General features: G+C 67.8%; 22 protein-coding genes. 13 read left to right on the top strand and 9 right to left on the bottom strand.

All coding sequences use genetic code 11. The annotated features are described in order from the left end of the window. The first annotated feature begins 4 nt into the window (after nt 1-4). The 11 genes from eccCa to eccA all read left to right on the top strand — a co-directional run bounded on the left by eccCa (nt 5) and on the right by eccA (nt 15,307). Nucleotides 5-4,144, top strand: a complete 4,140-nt coding sequence (eccCa, locus tag NM962_17785; protein ID UVO11761.1) for a type VII secretion protein EccCa — start codon at nt 5-7, stop codon at nt 4,142-4,144. Between the two features lie 111 nt (nt 4,145-4,255). Next, entirely contained in the window at nt 4,256-4,561 is a 306-nt protein-coding gene (locus tag NM962_17780; GenBank protein ID UVO14810.1) for a PE domain-containing protein, read from the top strand. Nucleotides 4,562-4,564: 3 nt separating this feature from the next. Further along, the gene (locus NM962_17775; protein ID UVO11760.1) at nt 4,565-5,761 is read left to right on the top strand and encodes a PPE family protein; all 1,197 of its coding nucleotides are present in this window, start codon (nt 4,565-4,567) and stop codon (nt 5,759-5,761) included. Between the two features lie 115 nt (nt 5,762-5,876). Beyond that, on the top strand, nt 5,877-6,194 hold the full coding sequence (locus NM962_17770) for a WXG100 family type VII secretion target (GenBank protein UVO11759.1): 318 nt from the start codon (nt 5,877-5,879) through the stop codon (nt 6,192-6,194). A 35-nt stretch (nt 6,195-6,229) separates the two neighbouring features. After that, entirely contained in the window at nt 6,230-6,523 is a 294-nt protein-coding gene (locus tag NM962_17765; GenBank protein ID UVO11758.1) for a secretion protein, read from the top strand. A 104-nt stretch (nt 6,524-6,627) separates the two neighbouring features. Beyond that, nucleotides 6,628-7,476: an ESX secretion-associated protein EspG gene (locus tag NM962_17760; GenBank protein UVO11757.1), complete on the top strand. Its 849-nt coding sequence runs from the start codon at nt 6,628-6,630 to the stop codon at nt 7,474-7,476. A gap of 94 nt (nt 7,477-7,570) precedes the next feature. Beyond that, nucleotides 7,571-8,587, top strand: coding sequence for a MinD/ParA family protein (locus NM962_17755; protein UVO14809.1), 1,017 nt, complete (start codon nt 7,571-7,573; stop codon nt 8,585-8,587). Nucleotides 8,588-8,592: 5 nt separating this feature from the next. Continuing rightward, on the top strand, nt 8,593-10,191 hold the full coding sequence (gene eccD / locus NM962_17750; GenBank protein ID UVO11756.1) for a type VII secretion integral membrane protein EccD: 1,599 nt from the start codon (nt 8,593-8,595) through the stop codon (nt 10,189-10,191). A gap of 38 nt (nt 10,192-10,229) precedes the next feature. After that, complete coding sequence (gene mycP, locus NM962_17745; GenBank protein ID UVO14808.1) at nt 10,230-11,840, top strand: type VII secretion-associated serine protease mycosin; 1,611 nt, start codon at nt 10,230-10,232, stop codon at nt 11,838-11,840. Next, nucleotides 11,837-13,405, top strand: coding sequence for a type VII secretion protein EccE (gene eccE / locus NM962_17740; GenBank protein UVO11755.1), 1,569 nt, complete (start codon nt 11,837-11,839; stop codon nt 13,403-13,405). The genes mycP and eccE overlap by 4 nt, the downstream gene beginning before the upstream one ends. A 102-nt stretch (nt 13,406-13,507) precedes the next feature. Next, entirely contained in the window at nt 13,508-15,307 is a 1,800-nt protein-coding gene (gene eccA, locus NM962_17735; protein UVO14807.1) for a type VII secretion AAA-ATPase EccA, read from the top strand. A gap of 15 nt (nt 15,308-15,322) precedes the next feature. Here eccA and NM962_17730 read toward each other — a convergent pair whose 3' ends face one another. The 7 genes from NM962_17730 to NM962_17700 form a co-directional block, all read right to left on the bottom strand. Further along, nucleotides 15,323-15,640: a DUF2710 domain-containing protein gene (locus tag NM962_17730; GenBank protein UVO11754.1), complete on the bottom strand. Its 318-nt coding sequence runs from the start codon at nt 15,638-15,640 to the stop codon at nt 15,323-15,325. A 50-nt stretch (nt 15,641-15,690) separates the two neighbouring features. Next, a complete protein-coding gene (locus NM962_17725) occupies nt 15,691-17,142 on the bottom strand; it encodes a DUF5631 domain-containing protein (GenBank protein UVO11753.1) in 1,452 nt (483 codons plus the stop codon). A 300-nt stretch (nt 17,143-17,442) separates the two neighbouring features. Further along, nucleotides 17,443-17,757, bottom strand: a complete 315-nt coding sequence (locus NM962_17720; GenBank protein UVO11752.1) for a DUF2694 domain-containing protein — start codon at nt 17,755-17,757, stop codon at nt 17,443-17,445. Continuing rightward, a complete protein-coding gene (locus NM962_17715) occupies nt 17,754-18,071 on the bottom strand; it encodes an ESX-1 secretion-associated protein (protein UVO11751.1) in 318 nt (105 codons plus the stop codon). The genes NM962_17720 and NM962_17715 overlap by 4 nt, the downstream gene beginning before the upstream one ends. A gap of 15 nt (nt 18,072-18,086) precedes the next feature. Beyond that, a complete protein-coding gene (locus NM962_17710; GenBank protein UVO11750.1) occupies nt 18,087-19,358 on the bottom strand; it encodes a DUF4226 domain-containing protein in 1,272 nt (423 codons plus the stop codon). Between the two features lie 124 nt (nt 19,359-19,482). After that, nucleotides 19,483-20,316, bottom strand: coding sequence for a C40 family peptidase (locus NM962_17705; protein UVO11749.1), 834 nt, complete (start codon nt 20,314-20,316; stop codon nt 19,483-19,485). A gap of 2 nt (nt 20,317-20,318) precedes the next feature. Further along, a complete protein-coding gene (locus NM962_17700) occupies nt 20,319-21,089 on the bottom strand; it encodes a helix-turn-helix domain-containing protein (protein ID UVO11748.1) in 771 nt (256 codons plus the stop codon). Between the two features lie 149 nt (nt 21,090-21,238). Between NM962_17700 and NM962_17695 the strand changes: the two genes are divergently transcribed. Beyond that, nucleotides 21,239-21,655, top strand: coding sequence for a WhiB family transcriptional regulator (locus NM962_17695; GenBank protein UVO11747.1), 417 nt, complete (start codon nt 21,239-21,241; stop codon nt 21,653-21,655). Between the two features lie 62 nt (nt 21,656-21,717). Next, nucleotides 21,718-22,692, top strand: coding sequence for a pirin family protein (locus NM962_17690; GenBank protein ID UVO11746.1), 975 nt, complete (start codon nt 21,718-21,720; stop codon nt 22,690-22,692). A 12-nt stretch (nt 22,693-22,704) separates the two neighbouring features. On the opposite strand, the gene NM962_17685 is transcribed toward NM962_17690, so the two are convergent. Together NM962_17685 and NM962_17680 are read right to left on the bottom strand one after the other, a co-directional pair. Then, nucleotides 22,705-23,775: a dihydrodipicolinate reductase gene (locus NM962_17685; GenBank protein UVO11745.1), complete on the bottom strand. Its 1,071-nt coding sequence runs from the start codon at nt 23,773-23,775 to the stop codon at nt 22,705-22,707. A gap of 34 nt (nt 23,776-23,809) precedes the next feature. After that, the gene (locus NM962_17680) at nt 23,810-24,835 is read right to left on the bottom strand and encodes an alcohol dehydrogenase catalytic domain-containing protein (GenBank protein UVO11744.1); all 1,026 of its coding nucleotides are present in this window, start codon (nt 24,833-24,835) and stop codon (nt 23,810-23,812) included.

The raw sequence follows: 24,835 nt of genomic DNA, 5'->3' as shown, positions 1-24,835 counted from the left end.
GGCGATGTCAAAGCGCGCATTCGTTCCGGTCCGTCTGCAGGTGCCCGAGCCCAAGCCGGTGCGGGTCGCGCCCCGCGCACCGGATGCCCTTCCCGAACGCGAGCCACGCAACCTGTGGGTGATGATCGGCATGCCCGCGCTGATCGTCGCGCTGATCGGCACCATCGTCATGCTCTACGTGTCCGGGGTGCGCAGCTTGGGTTCGGGCATGTTCCCGATGGTGGGCATGGCAGGTCTGGGCATGTTGATGTTCTCCGGGCGATTCGGGCGGGCCCGCAAGATCAGCTGGGGTGAGCAGGAAAAGAATCGGCGCAGCTATCTGCGTTCCCTCGACAGCGAGCGCGACGAAATCCAGAAGGCGGTCTGCGCCCAGCGCAGTTCCCAGGAGTTGGTGCACTCCAACCCGCAAGGCTTGGGCGCGGTCATCGGCGGGCCGCAGATGTGGGAACGTCGCCGCTCCGACCCGGACTTCCTTGATGTGCGGGTGGGCGTCGGCGTGCAGCATGCCCCCGACTCGGTGTTGTCGGTGCAGTGGCCGGAGATCCCGATCGACGAGGAGCTGGAGCCGGTCACCGGCCAGGCATTGCGTGACTTCATCCTCGAACAACGCAAGATCCGCGACATCGCGAAAGTGGTCAACCTGCGCTCCCGCCCCGGCTTCAGCTTCGTCGGCGAGGATCTCGACGGGGTCCGATCGTTGCTGCGTTCGGTGCTGAGTGGGCTGGCGGTGTTTCACAATCCGCTGGACCTCAAGTTGATGGTGGTGACCCGACACCCCGAGCTGTGGTCGTGGATGGTCTGGCTGCCGCACAACCAGCACGACGAGCTGTTCGACGCCTGCGGGTGGCGGCGCCTGGTGTTCACCAGCCCCACCGAACTCGAGGCGACGCTCGGCGCCGACCTGCACATGAAAGGCAAGCGCGGCGCCTGGCGGCCGCCGTCAGCGCCGAGTCCCACCACCATGGGCTCGGCATTGGAGACCGGCACTGACGGGCATGATCTGGGTCCGCATTGGGTGATCGTCGACGACAACACCGGAAGCCCCGAGGCCTGGGAGAGCGTCGTCGGGCGCGTCGGCAAGGAAGGCATCACGGTGCTGCGGGTCGCCTCCCGGCTCGGAAACGGCGTCGGGTTCGCCCGCGACGAGGTCTTCGAGGTGATCGGCAATCCTTCACGGCCCATGCTGCGCTCCGGCGGCAAGTTCTTCGCCCATGCCGACCAGCTGTCGGTGCCGCGCGCCTACCGGTACGCGCGGGCGATGGCACGCTGGTCCCCGACGGCCAGTGTCGATGTCGCCGACGCGGGCAGCGGCGCCCTGGAACTGTTGCGCGCGCTGGGAATCGACGACGCGCGTGAGCTCAACGTCGACCGACTGTGGGCCGAGCGACGCAGTCGCGGCGACGAGCGCTGGGCGGAGATCCCGGTCGGCGCCAAACCCAACGGCGAATTGCAGAACGTCGTGCTGCGCGCAAAAGACTTCGGCGGCTTCGGTTTCCACTCCGTGGTGATCGGCACCAGCGGCTCGGGCAAATCGGAGTTCTTCCTGTCCCTGGTGTACGGCATCGCGCTGACGCACTCGCCGGAGACCTTCAACGTGATCTTCGTGGACATGAAGTTCGAGTCCGCGGCCCAGGACATCCTCGGCATCCCGCATGTGTCGGCGGCGCTGTCCAACCTCGGTAAGGACGAGCGACACCTCGCCGAACGGATGCGCAGGGCCATCGACGGTGAGATCGCCCGGCGCTACCGCCTGTTCAACTCCGTCGGCGCGCGCGATGCCAACGACTACGAGGAGATCCGGCTGGCCGGCCGGGATCTGGAGCCGGTGCCGATCCTGTTGGTGGTGATCGACGAATACCTGGAGCTGTTCCAGAATCACCCGAAGTGGATCGACCTGATCATCCACATCGGCCAGGAAGGCCGCGGCGCCAACGTCTTCTTCATGCTCGGCGGGCAGCGCCTGGACCTGTCATCGTTGCAGAAAGTCAAGTCCAACATCGCCTTCCGGGTCGCACTGCGCGCCGAGTCCGGTGACGACAGCCGCGAGGTGATCGGCTCGGATGCCGCCTATCACCTGCCCTCGAAAGAGAACGGCTTCGGCCTTCTGAAAGTCGGCCCGCGCGACCTGGACCCGTTCCGATGCTTCTACCTGTCGGCGCCGTTCGTCGTCCCCAAGCGCAAGTCGTCGACGGGCAAAACCCTCGACATGACCTTGACCAAGCCGCGGCTCTACACCTGGCAGTACCAGCCGCTGGACGAGGTGGACGCCCAAGCGCTGCAGGACATGTCGGCCACCGACGCCGAGCCCGACGAGTTCCTCCTGCACGCCGACGGGTTCAAGAAGAAGAAGATCGTCGACGTGCTGCGCGAGTCCCTGATCGCCGCCGACCGCACGGCACCGCACCTGCCGTGGCTGCCCCCGTTGGAGATCTCCGAATCGGTCGATGAGCTGGTGGCCCGCTACCGGGGCAAGCCGTGGGACGTGGACTACGGCCGCAACCCCGGGCTGGTGTGGCCGCTGGCCGTCAGAGACATCCCCGAGGACGCCCAGCAGCTGGTTCACTGCGTCGACGTGTTGCGCAGCAACGTGATGGTGGTCGGCGCCAAGAGCCGCGGCAAGACGACGACACTGATGACGCTGATGTGTTCGGCGGCGCTGATGTATTCCCCGGCGCGGTTGACGTTCTTCTGCGTGGGCGGCGCCACACTGGGCTACGCCGAGACCCTGCCGCATGTGGCCGACATCGTCTCACCGGCTGACCGCGAGGGCGTGGAGCGCACTGTGGCGACCATGGCCGCGCTGATCAGCGCCCGCCAAGACACCTTCCGTCGCGACAAGATCGATATCAACGAATTTCGGGAGCGGCGCTTCGGTTCCGGCGGCGAAAGCCTCGCGGGCACCGATCCCAATGACCCGTACGGCGACGTGTTCCTGGTCATCGACGACTTCTCCGACCTCTACGCCGCCGACACCATGCTCGGCGACCGGATCATCGCCCTCAGTGGTGTCGGTCCCGAGTACGGCGTGCACCTGATGACCAGTGCTTCTGGCTGGATCCACGGCCAGCGCCAGACGCTGCTGCAGAACTCGGACGTACGCATCCAGCTGCGTCTGCAAAACCCGGGCGAGAACGAGATGGGTACGGCGTCTCTGGACGCCCGCGATGCCGCCAAGCGCACCGTGAACCGGCCCGGCTTCGGCCTGACCGAGTCGCTGCACGAGATGCTGATCGGGGTGCCGGAGCTGGCCGCCGAGGACGGCGCCCGGATCGGTACCCGAGAACTGGGGGCGCGGGTCGCCGAGGTCGCCGGGGTGACCAAGCACGCCACGCTCAAGCGGCTGCCGCCCGCGGTGGCGCTGTCGGAGATCCTGGCCTACGACGTGGCACAGCGTCCGCTCGCCCAGACCGCCCCGTCGATCGCGTTCATGATCGGCGAGCAGCACGATCTGCTGCCGGTGCCGCTGATGCTGTCCGAACATCCCGGGATGATGATTCTGGGGCGGGCCCTATGCGGCAAGAGCGCCACCCTGGCCGCCGTCGGCGAAGCGGTGATGGCGCGGTTCAGCCCGCAGGACGCCCAGATCACCATCGTCGACCCCAAGACCGGACCGTTGCGCGACCTGCAGGGCGCCGGCTACGTCAATGCCTACGCCTACGACCAGGACGAGATCGACGAGGTGCTGACCACGCTGGCCCAGCAGGTTCTGCTGCCCCGGCTGCCCGCCAAGGGCCTCAGCCAGGAGGAGCTGCGCGCACTCAAGCCTTGGGAGGGACCGCGCCATTTCGTGTTGATCGACGACGTGCAGGATTTGCGTCCGGCGCAGATCCATCCGGCCAAGCCCCCGGTGGGCGCGGCGTTGTGGAAGCTGATGGAGCGGGGCCGCCAGATCGGGCTGCACGTGTTCACCACCAGGAACTCGTCCAACTTCGGCCAGCTGGAGATGGACCCCTGGGTCAAGACGCAACGCGCCGCCAAGGTGCCCACTTTGTTCATGGACAACGACCCGCAGAACAAGGTCAATCGGATGGTGCGGGCACAGGCGTTGCCCGCGGGCCGGGGTTTACTGGTCAACGATTCCGAGGTGGAAGGTGTGCTGGTCGGAGTGCCTTCGTCGATGATCCACGATTTCGAGCAGCAATAACCGGTATTTACATCGTGAAGTGACGGCGTCCCGATATCGGTTTACGATCAACTCCGACCTGCCAACGTCGGCATATCAGCGATGAGGCTGATGAGGCCTATAGGGGAGGAAATTATGTTCTCTGTCGAACCGGAAGCAGTCCTGGCGTCATCGGGCGTCGAAGCGGGAATCACCGCTGAAACGGAGGCGGCCGCCTCCGCGGCCAGCCCGGCCCTGCTGGGCGTTCTGCCGATGGGCAACGACCCCGATTCCATCGCGTTCCAGGCCGCCCTGCTGGCATCCGGATCCGAATACCTCGGCATCGTCGCCGAGCATTCGGCGCAGCGCGGGCTGTTCTCCGGTGCGCAGGCCACCGCCTCGGGTGTGTACGGCGCCACCGAAGCGCTGCGAGCCGCCACCGTCGCACTCGGCGGCTAATCAGTGGCCGACCCGGGGTGGGCCGCCCGCACACCGGAGACCAACGACATGTTGATTAAATCCGGCGCGGGCGTTGCGACCATGCTGACCAACGGGGCGGCATGGACGTCTTTGGGTGTGGCCCACCACGCGTCGGGAATCGCCTCGGCGGTCAACACGGCATTGACCTCGATCGGTTGGATCGGCGCCGGATCGGAGGGGTCGGTTCTCAACGCAACCCTGCTGAACGTGGCCCTGCACGGGCTCGCGGGCTGGGTGGATGTCAAGGCGCCGATCGTCGCGGCGGCAGTCGAGGCCTACCAGCTGGCCTACGGCAGCATGCGTACCACTCAGGAGTGCGAGGAGAACCGGGTCGAGACGGCCACCGACTACGGGATCAATCCGTCGGTGCTGGGGGCGTTGACGCCGCGCATCACGTCGCTCGAATTCGAGTACTACGGCCTGTTCTGGCCCAACAACGCCGCGGTGGGCGCTTCCTACGGGGCGGTGCTTACCGCGCTCATTTCCAGCCTGACGGTTCCGGCCCCGGTGGCCGGGATGGGCGCTTCACCCGCGGCTCCGGCGGCAGCGGCCAGCGCGGTCGGCGAAGCGGCATCGCAGGCCGCGGCCGGCGGTGCCATGCGCGCCGCCTACACCGGTACGTCGACGGCAAGCAATGCCGCTGGCCAGGGCGCCAACGCGGCCCAGGGCATGGGCTCGCAGATGAGTTCGATGCTGGGACCGGTCCAGCAGATCGGCTCTACGTTGATGCAGGCGCCGCAGTCGCTGATGCAGATGCCCCAGTCGATGATGAGCCCGATGCAGTCGCTGATGGGCATGTTCATGAACCCGAGCATGCTGGGCGGCGCTCTCAATCCGGCGGGAGCCGGTGGCGTGCCGGCCACCGCCATGCTGGCCAATGCGACGTCCGCACCCGGCGCGGGCGGCTTCGGGGGCGGCGGCGCGGGCGCGCCGGTGTCAGCGTTCACCCGACCCGTGAGCGCATTCGAGTCAGGTGGCGGGCGTCCGGTGGGGTTGCGGCCCAGCGGCGCGCTGGGCTCGGTCGAGTCCCAGCGGGTGACGACCACCAGCGCCGGAGGCATGGGCGGCATGCCCATGGCCCACGGCGCCGGGGCGGGCGGAAAGGGCTCCGGAAACGGTCAAGGCGACCGGTCCTCCGAGCGGACCAACACCGTGCGAGTTGTCGACGACCGGGTGTGACCTGGGCGTTTGATGAATACAGGGTGAATCGACACATCCGAGAGGAGCCAATACACTACCGCCAGCTATATCCCACCGAACCCGGGGGGGTTGTTCTACAACCGAGGAGGAACCGATGGCAGCCATTGTCGTCACGCCCGAACTGATGCGGAACACCGCGTCGAAGTTGTCGCAGCACATCGAACACGCGCAGGCGATCGCCAACCAGTACCTGGCCGACCACGAGAACATCCTGGGCGCTGGGACGTGGGACGGTGGCGGCTCCAAGGCCTCGTACGCCACCGCCGCGCAGATCCACGAAGACATGCAGAAAGTCCTCACCGGCGGCCACCGCCTGACCGAGGGCCTCAACCAGGCCGCTGCCCTGATGGAGTCTCACGAGTCCCACTCCGAGCACGCCTTCCACGCGCTCTTCGGCGGACAGTCCGCCTAACCCCCACCCCCGTACTCGAAAGGACAACGATCCCCATGGCAGACAGTGGCGGTATCACCTACAACCCCGGCCCCGTCTCCGACCACGCCCACAGCGTGGTCAGCAGCGCCGGCACCCTCGACCAGATCCACCAGGACTCCCACCAGCTCACCCAGATGCTGACCGAGTACTTCGCCGGCCACGGTGCCACCGGCTTCTTCGAAGCCCAGGCCCAGATGCTGTCCGGCCTGCAGGGCCTGATCGAGACCATCGGGCAGCACGGTTCGACCATCGGCTCCGTGCTGGAAGGGGCTATTTCGACCGACCAGACGATCCAGTCGCTCTTCTGATCGACCCCGATCGTCACCGAGGTGGGGTGTCTGCGCCACCGGCGCAGATGCCCCATTTCGTGCGTCAGGCCGACTACCGCAACCACAGGTGAGACGAGGGTGACGTGCTGACTACGACGCTCGACGGGCTGTGGGTACTGCAGGCCGTCACCGGGATCGAGACGCTCTGTCCGGAACTGGGACTTCGCCCCCTACTGCCCCGCCTGGACACCGCCGAGCGGGCGCTGCGACACCCCATCGCCGAGGAACTCACCGCGATCGGTGTGCTCGATGACCAAGGCGAAGTGGACTCGATGGTCCGGGAATGGCTGACGGTGATCATGCGGCGCGACATCGCGCTGATGCTGAACCTGCATTTCCCCGGGCGGCCCTCCGGCGAGCCCCAGCACCTGACCCGCGTCTCGATCAGCCGGTTCGCCTCCTGGTGGGTGGTGCTCGAACGCCATGACCAAGAGGTGCGGCTCTACCCCGCCGGCAGCGCCACCGACCAGGCGGCCGCGGGTGATCTGCTGGTCGGCCAGATCGAGCGGTTGTGCGGCGTCACCGAGGCCGCCAAGCTGCGGCCGGTCACCCTCGACACCAAGGAACTGCTCGAGCGGGTCCGAGACCAGGACAGTCTGCGTCGCTACCTGGCCGCACAACGGCTCGACATCGACCAGCAGCAGATGGTGGCGCTGGCCGCCGACCCGGAATTGTCCGGCCAGGCCAACATCGTCGCGATCCAGCCAGGTGCCGGCCCCGAGGGGCTGGCGCGGATGGCGATCGCGGACACCGCGGTGCTGATCTCGGACACCCCGTCGGGCCGCGTCTGTGTGGAGAACATCGACAACAGCGGTCGCCGCTACCAGATCGTCTCCCCCGGTACACGTGCCGACATCGCCAACGCCATCCTGCGGCTCATCGCTCGACTCCCAGCCGGTGCGGACTGGCATTCACATCGGCGCGTTGTATGACAGTGAATTCACATCTTCACCATTACCGTGCATTACCGTCCCCCATCAGAAACGTCGCAAACACGGAATCAGCAATCGTGTTAACATCACGCACGTGACGAGCCCATGGAATAGCCAGAATATGCCTGACGAAGGCTCATCCGGGCGATGGGATCCGGCATCCAGCCACCGCTACCGGGATTCCGTATCGGATTCCATGCGCATTTCCGATCTGGCGACACCGCGCAAAATTCCTCCCGGCTCGGGCTGGCGCAAACTGATCTATGTCGTGTCGGCGAAAGTTATTAATCCCGGGGAATCTCCGCGCGAACGTCATTACCGTGATTTGCGCAATAGAATTCGGCGGCACATCCGGCGTCAGTACGTGATCACGTTAGTGTCCGGAAAAGGCGGCACCGGTGTAACGACGATGACCGCCGCTATCGGCAGCGTGTTCCGGGAATGCCGACCGGAAAATGTGATCGCGATTGACGCCGTTCCGGGCTTCGGGACCCTGTCCGATCGCATCGACGAGCACCCGCCCGGCGACTACTCGGCCGTTCTGAGCGACACCGACGTGCAGGGGTATTCCGATATCCGCGAGCACCTCGGGCAAAACGCCGTCGGCCTGGATGTCCTGGCCGGCAACCGCACCTCGGATCAGCTGCGCCCGCTCGTCCCTGCCATGTTCAGCGGGGTGTTGTCGCGGCTTCGGCGAACCCACAACGTGATCCTGGTCGACACCTCGGCAGACCTGGAGCACCCGGTCATGAAGCCGGTCTTGGAGAACACCGACACCCTGGTCTTCGTCTCCGGGATCACCGCGGACCAGTCCCGCCCGGTGTTGCGGGCGGTGGACTACCTCGCCTCGCAGGGCTACCACGAGCTGGTGTCACGGTCCACGGTGATCCTCAACCACTCCGCACCGGGCGAGGACAGCGCCGCGGTGGCCTATCTGACCGAACGGTTCAGCAAAACCGGCGCCACCGTGGAAGTCATGCCGCACGACGCCCATCTGGCAAAGGGCGGAATCATCGACGTCCATAACGAGGTGAAGAAGAAGACCCGGCTGCGGTTATTTGAGATAACCGCCGGTCTGGCCGACAAATTCGTGCCCGACACCGAAAGGTAAGCGCGGTGACTTCTCCGACAACAGCTAAAGTCGCGTTTCCGGCACGCTGTGCGGTGAGTCTCGCTTACGACAAACACCTCGTCTCCCAGGTCTTCCCGGCCGGCATTCCGGTGGAGGAATTCTTCGAGGGAATGGTCGAGCTGCTCGACGAGGATCTGCGACACCACGGTTTCGACGGGGTGGCTCTCCCCCCAGGCAGTTACGAACTGCACAAAGTCAACGGCGTCCGGCTGGACATCACTCGCAGCCTCGACGACCTGGGCGTACAGGACGGCGACACCCTGGTTCTGGTTCCGGCGGTGGGTGGCGATTCGTTCGAGCCGCAGTACGAATCGCTATCGAGTGCGCTGGCCGCGACGGCCCGCCGACTCGGTGCGCAACCCGAGATCAAGTGCCAGGAGTGTGGGCACAAAGCCGACGAACAGACCGTGACACGGCTGCTCAATGTCAAAGTCGATCGGATGTTCGCCCCGGTCACCGCGTTGACCGCGGCACACACCGCGATCGGGCTGATGGCCATGGCGGTGGTCGTGCTGTCGACGCTGGCGGTTCGGGCCCGGACGTTCAGCGACAGTTGGCCGCCCGCGGCGGTCCTGGCCGGCCTCGGCGGACTGCTCGCATTGGGTGCCACGGTGATCCGGCGGAACTGGCCGGCCCGCGATGACCTGCTCAGCGGATTCGGCTGGCTGGCCGTTCTCGCGCTGTCCTGCGCCGCACTATGCGCGGCACCCGGGGCCCTGGGCGCGCCTCACCTGTTGATCGGGCTGACGGTCCTGGCGTTGGGCGCGATTGGGCTAAGCGTGCTGCTGCGTTCGCAGACCGCGGTAGCCACCGCGATCGTCACCGCCGCGGCGGTCGGCGGGGCGGTGGCGGCAGCGCGGATGTGGCATCCGGTATCGCCGCAGGTGATCGGTATCTGCATGCTGTTGGGCCTGCTGATCCTGTTGCGCATGTCGCCAACGATCGCGCTGTGGGTTGCCCGGGTGCGCCCGCCGTACTTCGGTTCGATCACCGGGCGGGATCTGTTCGCCCGGCGCGCCAACATGCCGATCGATACGGTCTCCCCGGTCAGTCCGGAGGACGGCGAGGACGACGAGGACGACCTGGTCGACATCTCGGCACGCGGCGCCGCGATCGCGGCCTCCGCGCGGTTGATCAACGCGGTGCAGGTCGGGATGTGTGTCGCGATCGCCACGGCGCTGCCGATCGCGGTCTGGATGGTATTGGAACCGGGCGGCGCCCGGCCACGTGGTGCGCTGGTGCTGTGCGGTCTGGTGGCAGGCCTGTTCGTCACCCAGGGCCGCGGTTTCGCCGGCCGCGTCCAAGCGATCGCCCTGGTGAGCGGGGCGTGCGCGGCCGTGCTCACCGGAATCGTCAAATACGCGCTGGCGAACCCGGGTGACACCGCCGGCGGGTTCTTGTGGCCGGCCGCCGCCATCGCGGTCTTCACCGGGCTCGGGGTGGCCGCCGGCCTGCTAGTCCCCGAGACCAAGTTCGTGCCCTGGATCCGGCTGGCCGTCGAATGGCTCGAAGTACTGGCGTTCATTGTGGTGGGGGTGCTTGGCGCTTGGCTGGGAGGACTGTTCGTGTGGGTGCGCAACTGAACCCCGCGCGCGCCCGCTGGGCAGCGGTCGCCGCGGTGATGCTGTTGGTGAGTCTGTCGAGCAGCCCTCCGCCGGCGCGGGCCATCGAGCCGCCGTCCGTCGATCCGGTCCTGGTGCCAGCTGACGGGGTACCCGGGCCGGATCAGCCGATGCGCCGCTCGAATTCGTGCAGTGTGCCGATCACCGTCAGCAACCCCGATGTGGCCCAGCTGGCACCGGGATTCGACATGCTGGGGATCGCCGCGGCATGGCAGTACTCCACCGGCAACGGCGTGCCGGTGGCCGTCATCGACACCGGCGTCACACCGAACCCACGGCTGCCCGCGATCGCCGGCGGCGACTACATCATGGGCGGCGCGGAGGGGCTGGACGGTCTGCAGGACTGCGATGCGCACGGCACCATCGCCGCATCGATCATCGCCGCGGCCCCGCTCGGTGTGCTGCCGATGCCCCGCCCGATGCCAGAAGTTCCGGCGTTCCCCCCGCCCGGCGGTCCTCCGCCAAGCATCGGCGAACCACTCCCGCCGGCTGACGTGCCCGGCCCACCGGCCCCGCCGCCGATCCCGGCTCCCGTGACCATCACCCAGGTGGCACCTCCACCCCCACCGCCGGAGGGTGCCGTAGCACCGGCCTCGGGGCCGGCCGATCCGCAGACCGAAGACGAGCCCGCAGTTCCCCCGCCGCCGCCAGGCGCCCCCGACGGTGTGGTCGGGGTGGCCCCGCACGCCACCGTCATCTCGATCCGCCAGTCGTCGCGGGCGTTCGAGCCGGTCAACCCGCAACGGTTCAGCTACGACGACGAGCGGGTCAAGGCGGGCACGCTGGCCACGCTGGCCAAGGCCGTGGTCCACGCGGCCGACATGGGCGCCAAGGTCATCAACATTTCGGTGACGTCCTGCGTTCAGGTGGCGGCCGGACTCGACCAGCAGGTGCTGGGGGCAGCCCTCTGGTACGCGGCGACGGTCAAGGACGCGGTGATCGTCGCGGCCGCCGGCAATGTCGGCGAAGCCGGCTGCGCCGACAACCCGATGTTCGACCCGCTGAACCCGAGCGACCCGCGGGACTGGAACCAGGTCAAGGTGATCTCGAGCCCGTCGTGGTTCTCCGACTACGTCTTGTCTGTGGGCGGCGTGGACGCCACCGGAGCACCGATCGACAAGAGCATGGCCGGCCCTTGGGTGGGGGTGGCCGCCCCGGCCACCCACGTGATGGGCCTATCCCCGCAGGGCGGTGTCCCGGTCAACGCCTACCCGCCGATTCGGGTGGGCGAGAAGAACATGCCGTTCTGGGGCACCAGCTTCTCGGCCGCCTACGTCAGCGGCGTCGCTGCACTTGTGCGGGCGAAATACCCGCAGCTCACCGCACATCAGGTGATCAACCGGATCATGCAGACCGCACACAATCCGCCCGCCGGCGTCGACAACCGGGTGGGCTACGGATTGGTCGACCCGGTCGCGGCGCTGACCTTCAACGTGCCGGTGGGTGACCCGCTGACGCCGGGCTCGCAACAGCGGGTGATCACCCCGGCGCCGCCGCCACCGCCGCCGGACCATCGGGCCCGGACCGTGGCCCTGGGATTCCTCGGCGTGATCGCCGCGACCGTCCTGGCCGCCGCGATCACTGCGCGGATCCGGAGGGCCAGCAAGTGAGTCAGAACCGGGTCCGGCTGACCGGGTTCCCGGCGTCGAGCAACCGGCGGCTGCTGTGCGCGACGACGATCGCCCTGTCCGCTCTGGCGGGCTGGACGCTGGGTGGGCTGATCGGCCTGACAGTGGCGGTCCTGCTGGCGGTGCTGGTGGTGCTGGTGCCGTGGTGGGGGCAGCCGGCGTGGTCCTGGGCACTGCTGTGGTTGCGGCGCCCGGCAAAGGCGCTGAAGGCGGCCTGGAGCGAGCCGATCACGGTGGCCAACAACCGTGCCGGCGGCGGGGTTCGCATCTCCGACGGTGTGGCGGTGGTGGCAGTCCATCTGCTGGGCCGGGCGCATACGGCCACCGTGGCCACCGGATCGGTGAACGTGGAGACCGACAACGTCGTGGACGTCGCCGAGCTGCTACCAATGCTGCGGCACGCACTCGGGCTGGTCCTGGAGTCCATGAGTGTGATCAGCATCGGAGCCCGCCGGGCCACCACCGGCGACTACCCGCGGGTCTACGACACCGAGATCGGCACCCCGCCCTACGCCGGCCAACGGGAAACCTGGCTGGTGCTGAGACTGCGGGTCATCGACAACACCGCGGCGCTGCGGTGGCGCACCACGCTGGGTGCCACCGCGGTTGCCGTCGCGCAACGGATTGCCGGCCTGCTGCGTTGCGATGGCCTGCGCACCCGGGTGGCCACCGCCAGCGACCTGGTCGAGCTGGATCGGCGCCTCGGCGGCGGTTCGCTGCTGGCCGGCGCCGAGCGCTGGAAGACGCTGCGCACCGAGGGCGGCTGGGTGACGACCTATGCCTATCCGGCCCGCGAGATCAGTGCCCAGCTGCTGGCGCAGGCGTGGACTCTGCCGGTCGATGAGGTGATCCAGAACGTCACGGTGTTCCCGAACGGGACGTGTACGGCCACCGTGACCCTGCAGACCCCGCAGCCGGCCCCGACTCCCCCGTCGGTGGTGCTGCACCGGCTCAACGGGGAGCAGGCCGCTGCGCTGGAGGCCAACATGTGTGCCCCCCGCCCACAGCTGCGCGGGCTGCGCCCCGGCCGGCTGCCGGCCAGCCTGCCCATCGAGATCGGCCCGTCGGGCGTCCTGATCGGCAAGCTGGCCAACGGCGACCGGCTGATGGTGCCGCTCACCGACTCCGGTGAATTGAGCCGCGTCTTCATCGCCGCCGAGGACCTGATCGCCAAGCGCATCGTCATCCGGGCCGCGGGTGCCGGCGAACGGGTCTGCGTGCACACCCGGGACAAGGCCCGCTGGGCCAGCGTCCGAATGCCCGAGGTGGCCGTGGTCGGCGAATCCCGGCCGACGCCACGCACCACCGTCAGCGTGGTGGACGGGCCGATAGCGCCGTCGCCGCGGCCGGCCACCGTGATCACCGTGGCTCCGCCCGGGACGCCGCCGCCACCACCGGACGCGGTCGAAGTGAGTATCGAGCAGATCGACCGGAACGCGGTACGGGTTGCGGCCGCCGGGAAATCGTGGCTGGCTACGGTGGAGTTGTTCCGGGCGGAAAACCGGTACTGCAGCCCGGAGGCGCTGGCCCCGATGTCGTCGCGATGACACCGCATCGCATCGGTTGTCAGCCGGAGACCCTGGACGCGCGACAGAGGACGACAGACATTGAGTGACTTGCTGGCGGCCCGTCGACACTTCGACCGGGCCATGGTGAGCATGGACGGGCGCTACGGCTCCCCCGACGCGTTAGTCGACTTCGTCGCCGCAACTGAGGCCGATCCCTCTATGGCCGATGCCTGGCTGGGCCGTATCGCGTGCGGCGACACCGAGCTGGACACACTCAAGCGTCTGTACGCCAACAGCGATTGGCTGCACAAGGAGACCACCCGGCTGGGCCGGCACCTGGCCGCCCAGATCCCGCTGGGACCGTATCTGTCGATCACGGTGACCGACGCCTCGCACGTGGGTCTGGCCCTGGCATCGGCGCTAACCGTTGCCGGTGAATACGAGCGTGCCGACGCCCTGCTGGCCGACAAGGCCCTGCTCGACAGTTGGATCAACTACCAGTGGCATCAGCTCGGCCGCGCCTACCTGATGTTCGTCACCCAGCGCTGGCCGGATCTGCTGACCGTCGCCGCCGAAGAACTCCCCGACCGGGCGATCGTGATGCCCGCGGTCACCGCGTCGGTGTGCGCCCTCGCCGGCTATGCGGCCGCGCACTTGGGCCAGGGCCGGGTAGCACTGGATTGGCTGGACCGCGTCGACATCATCGGGCAGACGCGTTCCTCGGAACGATTCCCGGCAGGTGTGCTCACCGCGTCGATCAACCCCAGCGAGATCCCGTTGTTGGCTGCGGATCTGGCCTACCTGCGTGGCATGGTGCACCGCCAGCTCGGCGAGGAGGACAAGGCGCAGGTCTGGTTGTCCAAGGCGGCCATCAACGGTGTGCTGACCGAACCGGCCAAGGCCGCGCTGGCTGAACCGAAGCTGCGCCTGGTGGTTACCGAGGAACAGATCATCGACAGCCGCACCGACCGTTGGGATGCCGGTTCGGCGAAGAGCCGCGCGGAACTCGACGAGCACAACGCGCTGGACCGCCGCGCTGAGCTGTTGGAGCAGGGCCGTGCCGAACTGGAGAAGCAGGTGGGCCTGGCCGAGGTCAAACGGGCGGTCAAGGCGTTGGAAGACCAGCTCGAAATCCGGGCCATGCGGCTCGAGCACGGCCTGCCTGTGGAAGGCCAGACCAACCACATGCTGCTGGTCGGCCCGCCCGGCACCGGCAAAACCACCACCGCCGAGGCCTTGGGCAAGATCTACGCCGGCATGGGTATCGTGCGCAACCCGGAGATCACCGAGGTCCGTCGTTCCGACTTCTGCGGCGAACACATCGGATCGTCCGGGCCCAAGACGAATGAGCTGATCGAAAAGGCTTTGGGTGGAATCCTTTTCATGGATGAGTTCTATTCACTGGTGGAACGTCACCAGGACGGGACTCCGGACATGATCGGCATGGAGGCAGTCAACCAGCTGCTGATCGCGCTGGAGAAACACCGCTTCGACTTCTGCTTCCTCGCCGCCGGCTACGAAGACCAGGTCGACGAATTCCTGACCGTCAACCCGGGTCTGGCCAGCCGGTTCAACCGCAAGATCCGGTTCGAGTCGTACACCCCCGAAGAGATCGTCGAGATCGGTGAGCGCTACGGCTCCAGTCGCGCCACCGTCCTGAATCCCGAGGCACGCCAGCGGTTCCTGGCGATGGTGACCACGATCCGCGGCTATGTCAGCCCACGTGGCGAGCATGGCATCAACGTCATGCACAACGGCCGGTTCGCCCGCAACGTGATCGAGGAGGCCGAACTGGCCCGCGACACTCGGGTGGCCGCCCAGAAGCGTGCCGGGCAGCCGGTGACGATCGACGACCTCAAGACCATCACCGCCGTCGACATCGACTCCGCGGTGCGGGCCGTGTGCGACACAAAGCGCGAGATGGCCGCCCTGAACTGGTAGGACTGCGGGCCGCTGTCAGACCGCGCTGGTGCCGTACCGGGTCTCGAAGTCCGACTGGGCTTCCTCGCGCAGTGCGGTGAAGACGCGATTGAGCCGATCCGCCAACTCGCTGTGGGTGTAATCGCTGACCACACACGGGTGCAGCGTCAGTTCGAGCAGCCGGCCGTCGGCGTTGGCCACGGCACGGACGTCGCCGAGATCGACACTGTAGGTTGTGTTCTCGGCCTCGGCGACCAGCGCTTCCCATTTCTCGGCGGCCTCGCGCAGATCCCGCAACACGGACTCCACGAGGTCCTTGTCGCTGAGTTCCGCGCGGCTCTCCGCCCCCGACATTGGCTAAGTATGTCCAGCCGGTATGAACAGCGTCAATTCATCGACGGCAGCTAAGTCTGTGAATCCCACGGGCCGGCGGGCGGTGCGGTGAGCATCCGAAACCAGCTGTAGTGGTAGTTCGCCGAAACGGTGTCTCCGGTCGCGATGCCTTCGGAGGCGGCCAACAGCATGCAGTTCAGCACCAAGGCGGTGTCGGAGTCGGGATACTGCGCCAACAGCTGGTAGCGCATGGTGTCCAGATGCACACGTAGCAAGTCGATTTCGGCATCGACTACGCCGGTGCCGGCGGCGCCTGCCTTCACTAGGGTATTGGCCATCCGCGGCAGTCCTTCGCGCCAATGCGTGGCCTCGCTGAGTCGCCAGCCGAGATCGTCGATGGGATCCAGGTTGCGGGGCTGTACCGAGGTGTCGGTGACCGCGAAATCACTGGCCCACCCGAGACGATCGCCGGGACTGTAGGTGGCCGACTCCGTCGGGTTGCCCAGCATCTCGGCGGCGGTGCCGTTGCGGCGGCCGGGTTCGAGCAGTTGCACCCCGTCTGGCAGCTCGATCCCGGACGGGATCCATCCGTTGGCGATATCGGTGACCAGGCAGACGGTGCCGTCGGCAAAGGCGCCGATCGCCCAGCGCAGTCCGGGTTCCTGGCGGGCGACGAAGGCCAGTAAGCGCTGGAGTCGCTGTTCGCCGGACTCGGCGACCGTTGGCGGGACGGGCGTCGGCGCGACGGGTTCGGGTTGGGCCGGCGCAGGTGGTTGCGGGGCTGCGGGAGCCGGCTCGGGCGGCGATACGTCGATCGCTTCGGTCGAGAATGCGGCTGTCGGCGGTTGCTGGTCCTCGCCGCCGTCGATCACGGTCGGCCTCGGGGCGTATGGCTCCGCGAGGCGCCCCGGTTCCAATACCTCCGGAGTCGTGGGCGCCTGCGGTGGCGTCTCGGAAGGCTCAAAAGTCACCGCAGCCGGCGACGCAGTCACCGGTGGCGGATCGGGTGGTGCTACCTCAGACACGACGGCGGCACCGGATTTCGGCAGCCGATGCCGGGCCCGCTGGGCAAGTTTCTCCGAAGGCTGCTCGGGTGGTTCGGGCGGGCGAGGCGCCGCGACGGGCTCGGCCGGGGCCGGGTTGAGGCTCACGTACTCCCTGCCGAAGTCCAGGGCTTCCTTGTGGAGTTGGCGAACCGTGGACTCCACCCGGAGGACGGCGAAAGCTCTGGCGACGTTGATAACCCGGGTCTCCGCGGCCTGGCGTGCCGGGCCGGCCAGATCTGATCGACTGATGGTGTGGAGCTTCTCGTTGGCCGAATGCGCAATGCGCTGCAGGTCGGCATTGAGGTAATCGGCAAGTGGGGCGGTCTCCGGGGTGATCGTCGCGAGCTCGGCGGGCCACAGGCCGCCGAGCACCCAGGAACTACAGTCGACCGGAGCGCTGAAGGCCGGGATCGTCAGTGATTCCCGGGCCGCGCTCCGGAGGCGCTGGCGCGCCGACCGTCGACCGAAGAGTGCCACCGCGCAAGCGTACCGTTGCCGTCCCGGCGCTCTTGTCCGAATTCGCCCTCATCGGGCCGCGTCGCCGACGGCCTTCGGGCAACCTTCCACAGCCACTGCGCGCGGTGAATTGTCAGCTCCTGGGGCGGTCGGTAGCGTGCAAATCGTGGCTGATGTCGGGTCCCCGAGCACGGGTTGTGCAGCGCAGTTGAGCGAGGTCCTCGCGTTGCTCGAGCGAGCCCGAAAACTGTTCGGCGACATGGTGGTTGATCCCCCGGCCGACATCGCGCCCAATGCAGATGCTGCCGGAAGATGGGTGCTTTAGGCTCCGGAGTCCGTGCCGGGGTGCAATTTGTGAGCCAGCAGCCGCTCGGTAGCCACCCGCAGATCGTCAGTGGTGGGCACCGCTGCCGAGGGCACGTGCCCGGTCGTGACGAGCTCTCCCCGGATCTCCAACGCCGCCTTGAGAAACGAGACGTCCGCGGCCAGCACGATCGCCTCCGCAAGGCGGTGCACGTCGGTGTCCATCACCGCCTCAGTGAGCACCACGCTGTGCAGATAGCCGCCACGACAAGACCGGAACAGCACATCACCACTAGGGTGGATCGTGTCGAAAGCCGGATTCGGCTCAGTCATCGGTGCCCATCGGTGAGGTGCTCGAAGGTGTTGGCGGCGTCTTCCTCATTCTTGTTCCACGTCGCCACCGCGCGGTGCAGATTGTCCGCGACAGTCGAATGTTCACTGGACTGGTCGTCGTAGCAGGTCTTGCGTGCATCGAGCAACGAACCGGCCGCCTGGCGAAAGTCGCCGTAGATCGGACCGAGAGAATTCAGGGTCGCCTGGATCCCCTCGTGTGAGGCCGCGACGGTGGACAGGTAGTCCGACGCCTCTTGATGGTTCCCAGCCGCGTTGGTCAGAACGTCCTGGTTGACGTGGATCTTCTCGGGCATGTTCCACCTTCCTGGCTAATCGACGATGACGGTTGGAGCCGCCTTTTTCAAGCGCATAAGGCCACCGAGCGCCCTCGCCGGCCTGGTCGCAACCGGCTCGGCGGGCGGTGCGGGCTCCTGGGCCAGCGCCGGCGGATGCTGCCAACCCAGGAATCCGGGACCACGCAAGTTCTCCACCAGGTGGACCTGCCCGTCGAGTAGCGCCTTGCCGGCGCCGACAGCGAGGGCATGCCGGTCGGTGAATACGCCGATGTCGCCGGGGCGCAGGCTGGCCACGTCGACCGCTGCCACCACCGGTGTTCCAGGCGTCGGGACGTGGATGCCTTGACTGCGGAATGCCTCCACGACCGACTGTCCATCGGCGACGGCCTGCATCGCCGCAGCCAGTTGTGGATTGGCCACGGTCGTGGTCTCACCGTCAGGCAGCCGCACAGTGACCGGCCCCCGCTCCCCCGACTCCTGCTCCGACGTATCGCCGTCCGCGTCGGCGCCATCGACAGCATTGGCCTCAGCCGCCTCCTCGGGCCGGTCGTCCTCCTCGGCGGGCACGTCGTCACCGCCCCATCCAGGCGTCGGCCCGTTGATCGGAAATCCGGAGGGCAGAGCGGCCGGCATGGCACCGAAGCCCGGGCCGTCGGAACCCATGCCCGGGAACATCGGCGTCGCCAACTGCGGCGGCCGTTGCGGTGTCTCCTGGTCATCCGTCTCAGGCTGGTCATCGGCCAGTACGTCCGGATAGGGCTCGGTATCCGGGCCCACCGGCAGCGTCTGGTCGTCCCCGGCGGGCGTCGGCTCGTGGGCATCCGATGGCGCGCCGAGGTACAGCCCCGTCAACGCGGTGGCGAGCGCCTCCTTGGACGCGTCATCATCGTTGGTCTCTTCGACCACCTTGATGATCTGCCCGAGTCTGTCGACCAAGAACCTCTGGAATTCGCGCGCGCCCGCGGTGGTACTCAGGTCCCAGGACCCGGCGGCGCCGGCAATCTCGGCCTCGAGGTCGTCGAGGCGGCGTCGGCCTTCCAACGTGGTCTTGTGCGCGTGGCGCAGCGCTTCGATGATGTGCCGGTCGAAGTCCGCCGCCGTTGACAGTTGCTGCGCCAGAGCCGTTTCGGCCAGCTTCATGGATTGCGCCGCCCGGCCCTGCTGTTGGTCACCGGTCGAGCCCAGGCGCCTTGGAACGCCGTCGTAGCCCGAAGGCGGCAACGGCAGGGTCAGGTCCGCCTCACCCGCGCCGCCGGCCCGTTCGATGCGGTCGATCACATCGAGCACGTCGTCGCGGGTTGCCATCTCCTCAGCCCAACATCGCTGCGGTGGGCCGACGCTCGGGAGCTGACCGCTTCATGGCCGGTGACTGTACTGACGCCCACCGATGCCGGCAATTCACCCGAGCATGCGGTGGGGACGCCTCCGATCACGGCGCTGGACGCCGGATCGCCACGTGCGCGCCCAACGGGCTGATCTGCACGGTTGCGCCGGCGTGCGGGGCTTCGATCACCCGGTTGCCACCGATCGCCAGCTGAACATGCCCGGTGCTGGGGAAGACCAGATCGCCGGGTCGAATCTGGGAGCGCGGCACCGGGATTCCTTCGTGGATCTGCGTGTAGGTGGTGCGCGACAGCGGCACGCCGGACTGGCGATACGCCCACTGAGTCAGCCCCGAGCAATCGAACCGGTCGGGACCGGTCGCACCCCAGACATAGGGTCTGCCGAGCCGCGACAGTGCGGCTCGGACCGCCAGCCCGCCCCGAGTGTTGGGCAGCCGCAACCGATCCGCACCCACGGGCCTGCGCCGCTCTCCCCGGTATCGCAGCCGCCGCAACCGTGCACCGTGGGCCCGCGCGCGACGCTGCGCGGACACCACGTGGGCCTGTTGGGCGCGCAGCCGGGCCACCCGCCGGCGCATCGCCTCGCGATGCGCCAACGGCATGTTCGGGGTGAGCGCCGAGTCGGCGCGGGCGGCGGAGACGACGCCGTCGGTCTGCTGGCGCGCCCGAGCGTGGTCGGCGATGACGGCGGCCAGCACCGTGGTGGCCAGCGCATCGGTACGCGCGCTGGCCAGTAACCGATCTCGCTGGGCAAGCACCGCCATCCGGTACCGGTCATGCCCGGTTCCGGTGTCGGTGTTGGCGTTGCGCTGCAACAACGCGGCGTAGTGATCCAGCCCGGACTCCAGTGACGCGGGCCGTGGATTGCCCGCGAAAAGCTCATTGGCGCGCGTCAGTAGCTCCAACTCACCGTTGCTCACTGTTATCCCCCTTCGTCGCCACCAGCCGTCGCATCCATGGATCCGTCCGCGAATGCGCGGACTCGGGCCAGCGCTCCGGGCGGGATCACGCCCCTGTTGCGGATGTCCCACATCTCTTCGGGTCCAACGCCGATCAACGCCGCGATCACCGCTTCGGGCAGCGACGACTCCGCACACGCCCGGTCGAAGCGGGCGGTCAGGCTGCCGGGCATCCGTTGCAGCAGGTCGCTGCGGGTGGCCTCCAGGGCTTGAAGATGCGCCATCAGTCGGGCAGCGTGATCGGCGCCCGCGTTCACCGCGACCCGCCACGAACTGGCTGCGAGCATCTCCGCCTTCACGCACTGCGTGATCACGGAAAGAATATACGTCTCGTATTCGTCTGATGCTTCCGATGGCAGTCTCGCGATCACCGAACGCAGCGCATCGAGCTGCGCCTCGGCGTATCCCTCCAGCACTTCGGTGTCGCTGTGTCGGTCGACGACGATGGTTCCGGCGGGACGCGCGGCGGACGTTTGCGGCCCGGCCGCGGAGATCAACTGGGCCAGTTCGGCGTCGGTGTCGGCGGCAACGAGAAGCCGAGAATAGCTGCCCGGCGGCAGGCCGAGCCCATTTTCAACCTTCTGAACTGTGCCTTTGTGCGGCTTGCGGGCGCCACGCTCGAGGTAGCTCAATCCCATGATGCTGACCCCGGTGGCGGCGGCGAGGTCGGCCAGCGACCAGTCGCGCGCCTCCCGCAATGCCCGAATGGCCGCACCCGCCGCTTCGCGGCTCATTGTTGCGCCCCGGCCATGGACGGATAGTACACAGCCTGGACCTTCACTACTTACATATATGTTTTTATCAACTTCTGTTGCGTTCGTCGTATTCGATCGTATACGTTTCCGTCTACGTTATTCGGTCTGTCTACGAGGAGGTCCTTCCAATGGCACCCCCCTGCTCCGCCAATCCCGAACTGTGGTTCGGCTACCCCGACGCCGACGGCGCCGACGGGGCCGCCAAGGCCCGGGCCTACGAACAGTCCTCCATCGAGGCACGGTTGCAGTGCCTGCGACGCTGCCCGCTCGCGCAGCAACGCCGGTGCGCGGCGCTCGCCGTGGAACGCGGCGAGGAGTACGGCGTGTGGGCCGGCGTGAAGCTCCCCGGCGGTCAGTACCGCAAGCGGGCCGAACTCGCCCAGGCCCACGCCCTGCTGCTGGCGATCGCCGCCGGCGAGATCAACACTCGCGAACTACCCGACAACCAGACGCTGCTGACCAACCACGAACGTGAGCAGCTGCCGGTGACAGCGACGGTTTTTCACCTGCCCGCCGGGCGGCTCGGTCCTCGATCAGCGGCGTGACCGGCGCGTGAGTCGGTAGGATCTGCGCAGCGGCTGCGGAGCGCAGTGCAGGAGGTGGACCGTTGAGCAACCTGGAGGCCACCTCGAATGAATTCGCTTGCGCGGCAAAGCCCGAGGATTGTATTGAGGTGCTGCACCCCCGCGAGGTGCCGCTGGGCGGAGCGCGTGCCATCGGAGTCCGGCGTACCCTGCCGCAGCGCGACCGCTCGCTGATCGGCGCCTGGTGCTTCGTCGACCATTACGGACCTCACGACGTCGCCGACGGCGGCATGGACGTGCCCCCGCACCCGCATACCGGGCTACAGACGGCGACCTGGCTGTTTAGCGGGCGGGTCGAGCACCGCGACAGCGGCGGCGTGCACGCGGTGGTAAACCCCGGCGAACTGAACTTGATGACCGCCGGTGCAGGCATCTGCCACTCCGAGGTCTCGATCGACCCGGAATCGGCTCCTGTCCTGCGGGGAGTGCAGCTCTGGGTAGCCCTGCCCGATACTGCCCGCCACAGTGCCCGCGACTTCAACCATTTTGCGCCCGAACCTGTTTCGCTGCCCGGCGCCTCGGCGCTGGTGTTCCTCGGCGAGCTGGCCGGATACCACTCCCCCGTCCCGTCCTTGACTCCCCTACTGGGCGCCCAGCTCGACCTGGATCCGCGCACAGAGCTGGCACTCGACGTCGACCCCGCATTCGAACACGGTGTGCTGTGTGACCAGGGCGCGGTCAGCCTGGGCGGCACGGGTCTGGGTTTCGGTGCACTCGGCTATCAAGGCCCCGGTCGCACGGTGCTGCCCCTGCGCAACACCGGCGACTCCCCCGCCCGAATCCTGGTGCTGGGCGGGGTGCCGTTCGGCGAGGAGTTGGTGCTGTGGTGGAACTTCATCGGTCGCAGCCATGACGAGATCGTGGAGTTCCGGCGCCGCTGGCAAGACGGCGACGAGCAATTCGGCGAGGTCAGCGGCTATCAGGGCCGCCTGCAACGGCTGCCCGCCCCGCCGATGCCGCCGCTGCGGCTGCGGCCGCGACGGCCCCGCAACGGCTAGCCGATCCCGCACTCAGCGGATGGTGCCCGCCCCCGGGAGCAGCGGCAGGTCCAGTGCCGTCACCCAGCCCGGCGGAAGATCATTGACCGCCGGCACCGCATTCAGCGCGCGCATCCCGGTTGCCAGGCAGCCGGCCGTCGCCGCATCGCGCCCCGAACCATCGGTGAAGTGGAACGCCGTCTCCTGCGAAATACTCGGCGTCCCTTCGATATCGACGCGGTAGACGTCGTCCTGCGTGCCTGCCGGCCAGTCCGGTGCAGCGTCTCGACCAATCCGGTTGACATGCTCGAGTTGGATACGGGTCTCGCCCCGGTAGATGCCGTTGATGGTGAACCGCACCGCCGCCACCTGTCCGGGCGCGATCACGCCCTTGGCAGTCTTGCGTTCGTTCGGAGTCACCCAGGTATCCCAGGTGGTGGTGATCTCATCGAGTTCGATCCCGGCGGCGTGCGCGATCATCGGCACGGTGCCGCCCCAGGCGAAGATCAGCACCTCGGGGATCTTGAGCACCGGCTGGAAGTCGGGATCGCGGCCGATCCCCATCTCGTTCTCGTAATCACCGGTGTAATTGGTGTAGTCCAACAACTCGGAGGCACGCACCTTGCGCACCTCGGCGCAGACCCCCATCAGGGTCATCGGGAACAGGTCGTTGGCGAAACCGGGGTCGATACCGGTGGTGAAGCACGACGCCCCGCCGTCCTCGCACGCTTGGGTGATCGGCGCCAGCAGATCCGGCGGATTGAGCTTGAGGCCGGGCCACACCCACGGGGTCATCGCGGTGGAGCAGACATCGATGCCGGCCCGCAGGAAGCGCGACATCAGCGCGATGTTGTCGCCGGCGTGCGCGGCGGTCGGGCCGTAGTGCACCAGTGCGTCCGGGGCCAAGGCGATCAGGGCGTCGACGTCATCGGTGGCGGTGACGCCGACGTGGGGGATTCCGCAGATCTCACCGACATCGCGCCCCACCTTGGCGGGGTCGCTGACGCCGACGCCGACCAGCTCGAACAGCGGGTGTCTGACGATCTCGGGGATGACCAACTTGCCGACAAATCCGGTGCCCCAGATGACGATCCGCTTAACCATCTGACATCCTCTCGTCCCCCGGCGTCGCTTCAGGCTACGGCGTGAGCAGCACCTTCACCACGTCTCCGGACCGCGCCGCCACGGCACGATAGGCGTCTGCCGCGTCGTCCAAGGCCATCTCGGTGGTGAAGATCCCGTCCACCGACAGCCGCCCGGATTGCAGCAGCGGCACCAGCTGCGGCCAGGTCTGCTGCACGGGTGCGGTGGTCATCCGCAGCGTGACGCTGCGCAGCAACACCGGCAACGCCGGGAACGGGAACGGCTGCAGGTCATGCACGCCGACCACCGACACCGTCCCGCCGGGCCGCACCGCGGTCAACGCATCGGACATGGTGGTGTCCGAGCCGACAGCGTCGATCACCGCATCTACGCCGCGCCCGCTGGTCAGGTCCATCGCCGCGGCCGTGGTGGACGGCTCCGCCGGGGTCATCCCCATCTTCGCTGCCCGGTCCCGTCGCTGGGCTACCGGATCGATGCCGAGAACCGTTGCCGCACCGAGGAACAGCGCGCTGATCCCGGCACACAGACCCACCGCCCCCAGGCCGGTCACCGCTACCGTGCCGCCGATCGGGATGTCGGCGCGCAGCGCCGCCGCCCACCCGGTGGCCAGGTTGTCGGTGAGGAGCAGGGCTTGCTCGACGCCGATGCCATCGGGAACGCGGGCGAGCTGAAAGTCCGCGCCCGGCACCGCAAGCAGCTCCGACTGCGCCCCGCCCAGCATGCCCGAGCCGAAGATCTGCGGGCCCGAATGACACCGGATCGGGTCGTGGGTGGCGCACCCGGCGCAGTGCCCGCAGCCCGCGACCGACGACACCATGACCCGGTCTCCGGCTCGTACCGAGCTCACCTCGGGGCCGACTTCGACGACCGTGCCGATCGCTTCGTGGCCCAGCGGTACCGGATCGACGATGGGGTAGTCACCCTCGTAGAAGTGCAGATCCGAGCCGCAGATCGCGGTCGCGGTCACCGCGACCACCGCGCCGTCGGCGCCGGGCAGCTCGGGGTCGGGCCGGGTGTCGACCCGGATCGATCCGGGCCCATCGATTACGACACTGCGCAT

This window comes from Mycobacterium sp. SVM_VP21, from assembly GCA_024758765.1.
In the GTDB taxonomy this organism is placed as follows: domain Bacteria; phylum Actinomycetota; class Actinomycetes; order Mycobacteriales; family Mycobacteriaceae; genus Mycobacterium; species Mycobacterium heraklionense_C.
This window is presented reverse-complemented; position numbering and strand designations above follow the sequence as displayed.

What these genes read in the sequence shown, in the direction of transcription:
- eccCa (UVO11761.1), top strand. Translation starts at nt 5, where the DNA reads ATGTCAAAGCGCGCATTCGTTCCGGTCCGTCTGCAGGTGCCCGAGCCC.
- NM962_17770 (UVO11759.1), top strand. Translation starts at nt 5,877, where the DNA reads ATGGCAGCCATTGTCGTCACGCCCGAACTGATGCGGAACACCGCGTCG.
- NM962_17765 (UVO11758.1), top strand. Translation starts at nt 6,230, where the DNA reads ATGGCAGACAGTGGCGGTATCACCTACAACCCCGGCCCCGTCTCCGAC.
- mycP (UVO14808.1), top strand. Translation starts at nt 10,230, where the DNA reads ATGCTGTTGGTGAGTCTGTCGAGCAGCCCTCCGCCGGCGCGGGCCATC.
- eccA (UVO14807.1), top strand. Translation starts at nt 13,508, where the DNA reads ATGGTGAGCATGGACGGGCGCTACGGCTCCCCCGACGCGTTAGTCGAC.
- NM962_17730 (UVO11754.1), bottom strand. Translation starts at nt 15,640, where the DNA reads ATGTCGGGGGCGGAGAGCCGCGCGGAACTCAGCGACAAGGACCTCGTG.
- NM962_17720 (UVO11752.1), bottom strand. Translation starts at nt 17,757, where the DNA reads ATGACTGAGCCGAATCCGGCTTTCGACACGATCCACCCTAGTGGTGAT.
- NM962_17715 (UVO11751.1), bottom strand. Translation starts at nt 18,071, where the DNA reads ATGCCCGAGAAGATCCACGTCAACCAGGACGTTCTGACCAACGCGGCT.
- NM962_17710 (UVO11750.1), bottom strand. Translation starts at nt 19,358, where the DNA reads ATGGCAACCCGCGACGACGTGCTCGATGTGATCGACCGCATCGAACGG.
- NM962_17700 (UVO11748.1), bottom strand. Translation starts at nt 21,089, where the DNA reads ATGAGCCGCGAAGCGGCGGGTGCGGCCATTCGGGCATTGCGGGAGGCG.
- NM962_17695 (UVO11747.1), top strand. Translation starts at nt 21,239, where the DNA reads ATGGCACCCCCCTGCTCCGCCAATCCCGAACTGTGGTTCGGCTACCCC.
- NM962_17685 (UVO11745.1), bottom strand. Translation starts at nt 23,775, where the DNA reads ATGGTTAAGCGGATCGTCATCTGGGGCACCGGATTTGTCGGCAAGTTG.
- NM962_17680 (UVO11744.1), bottom strand. Translation starts at nt 24,835, where the DNA reads ATGCGCAGTGTCGTAATCGATGGGCCCGGATCGATCCGGGTCGACACC.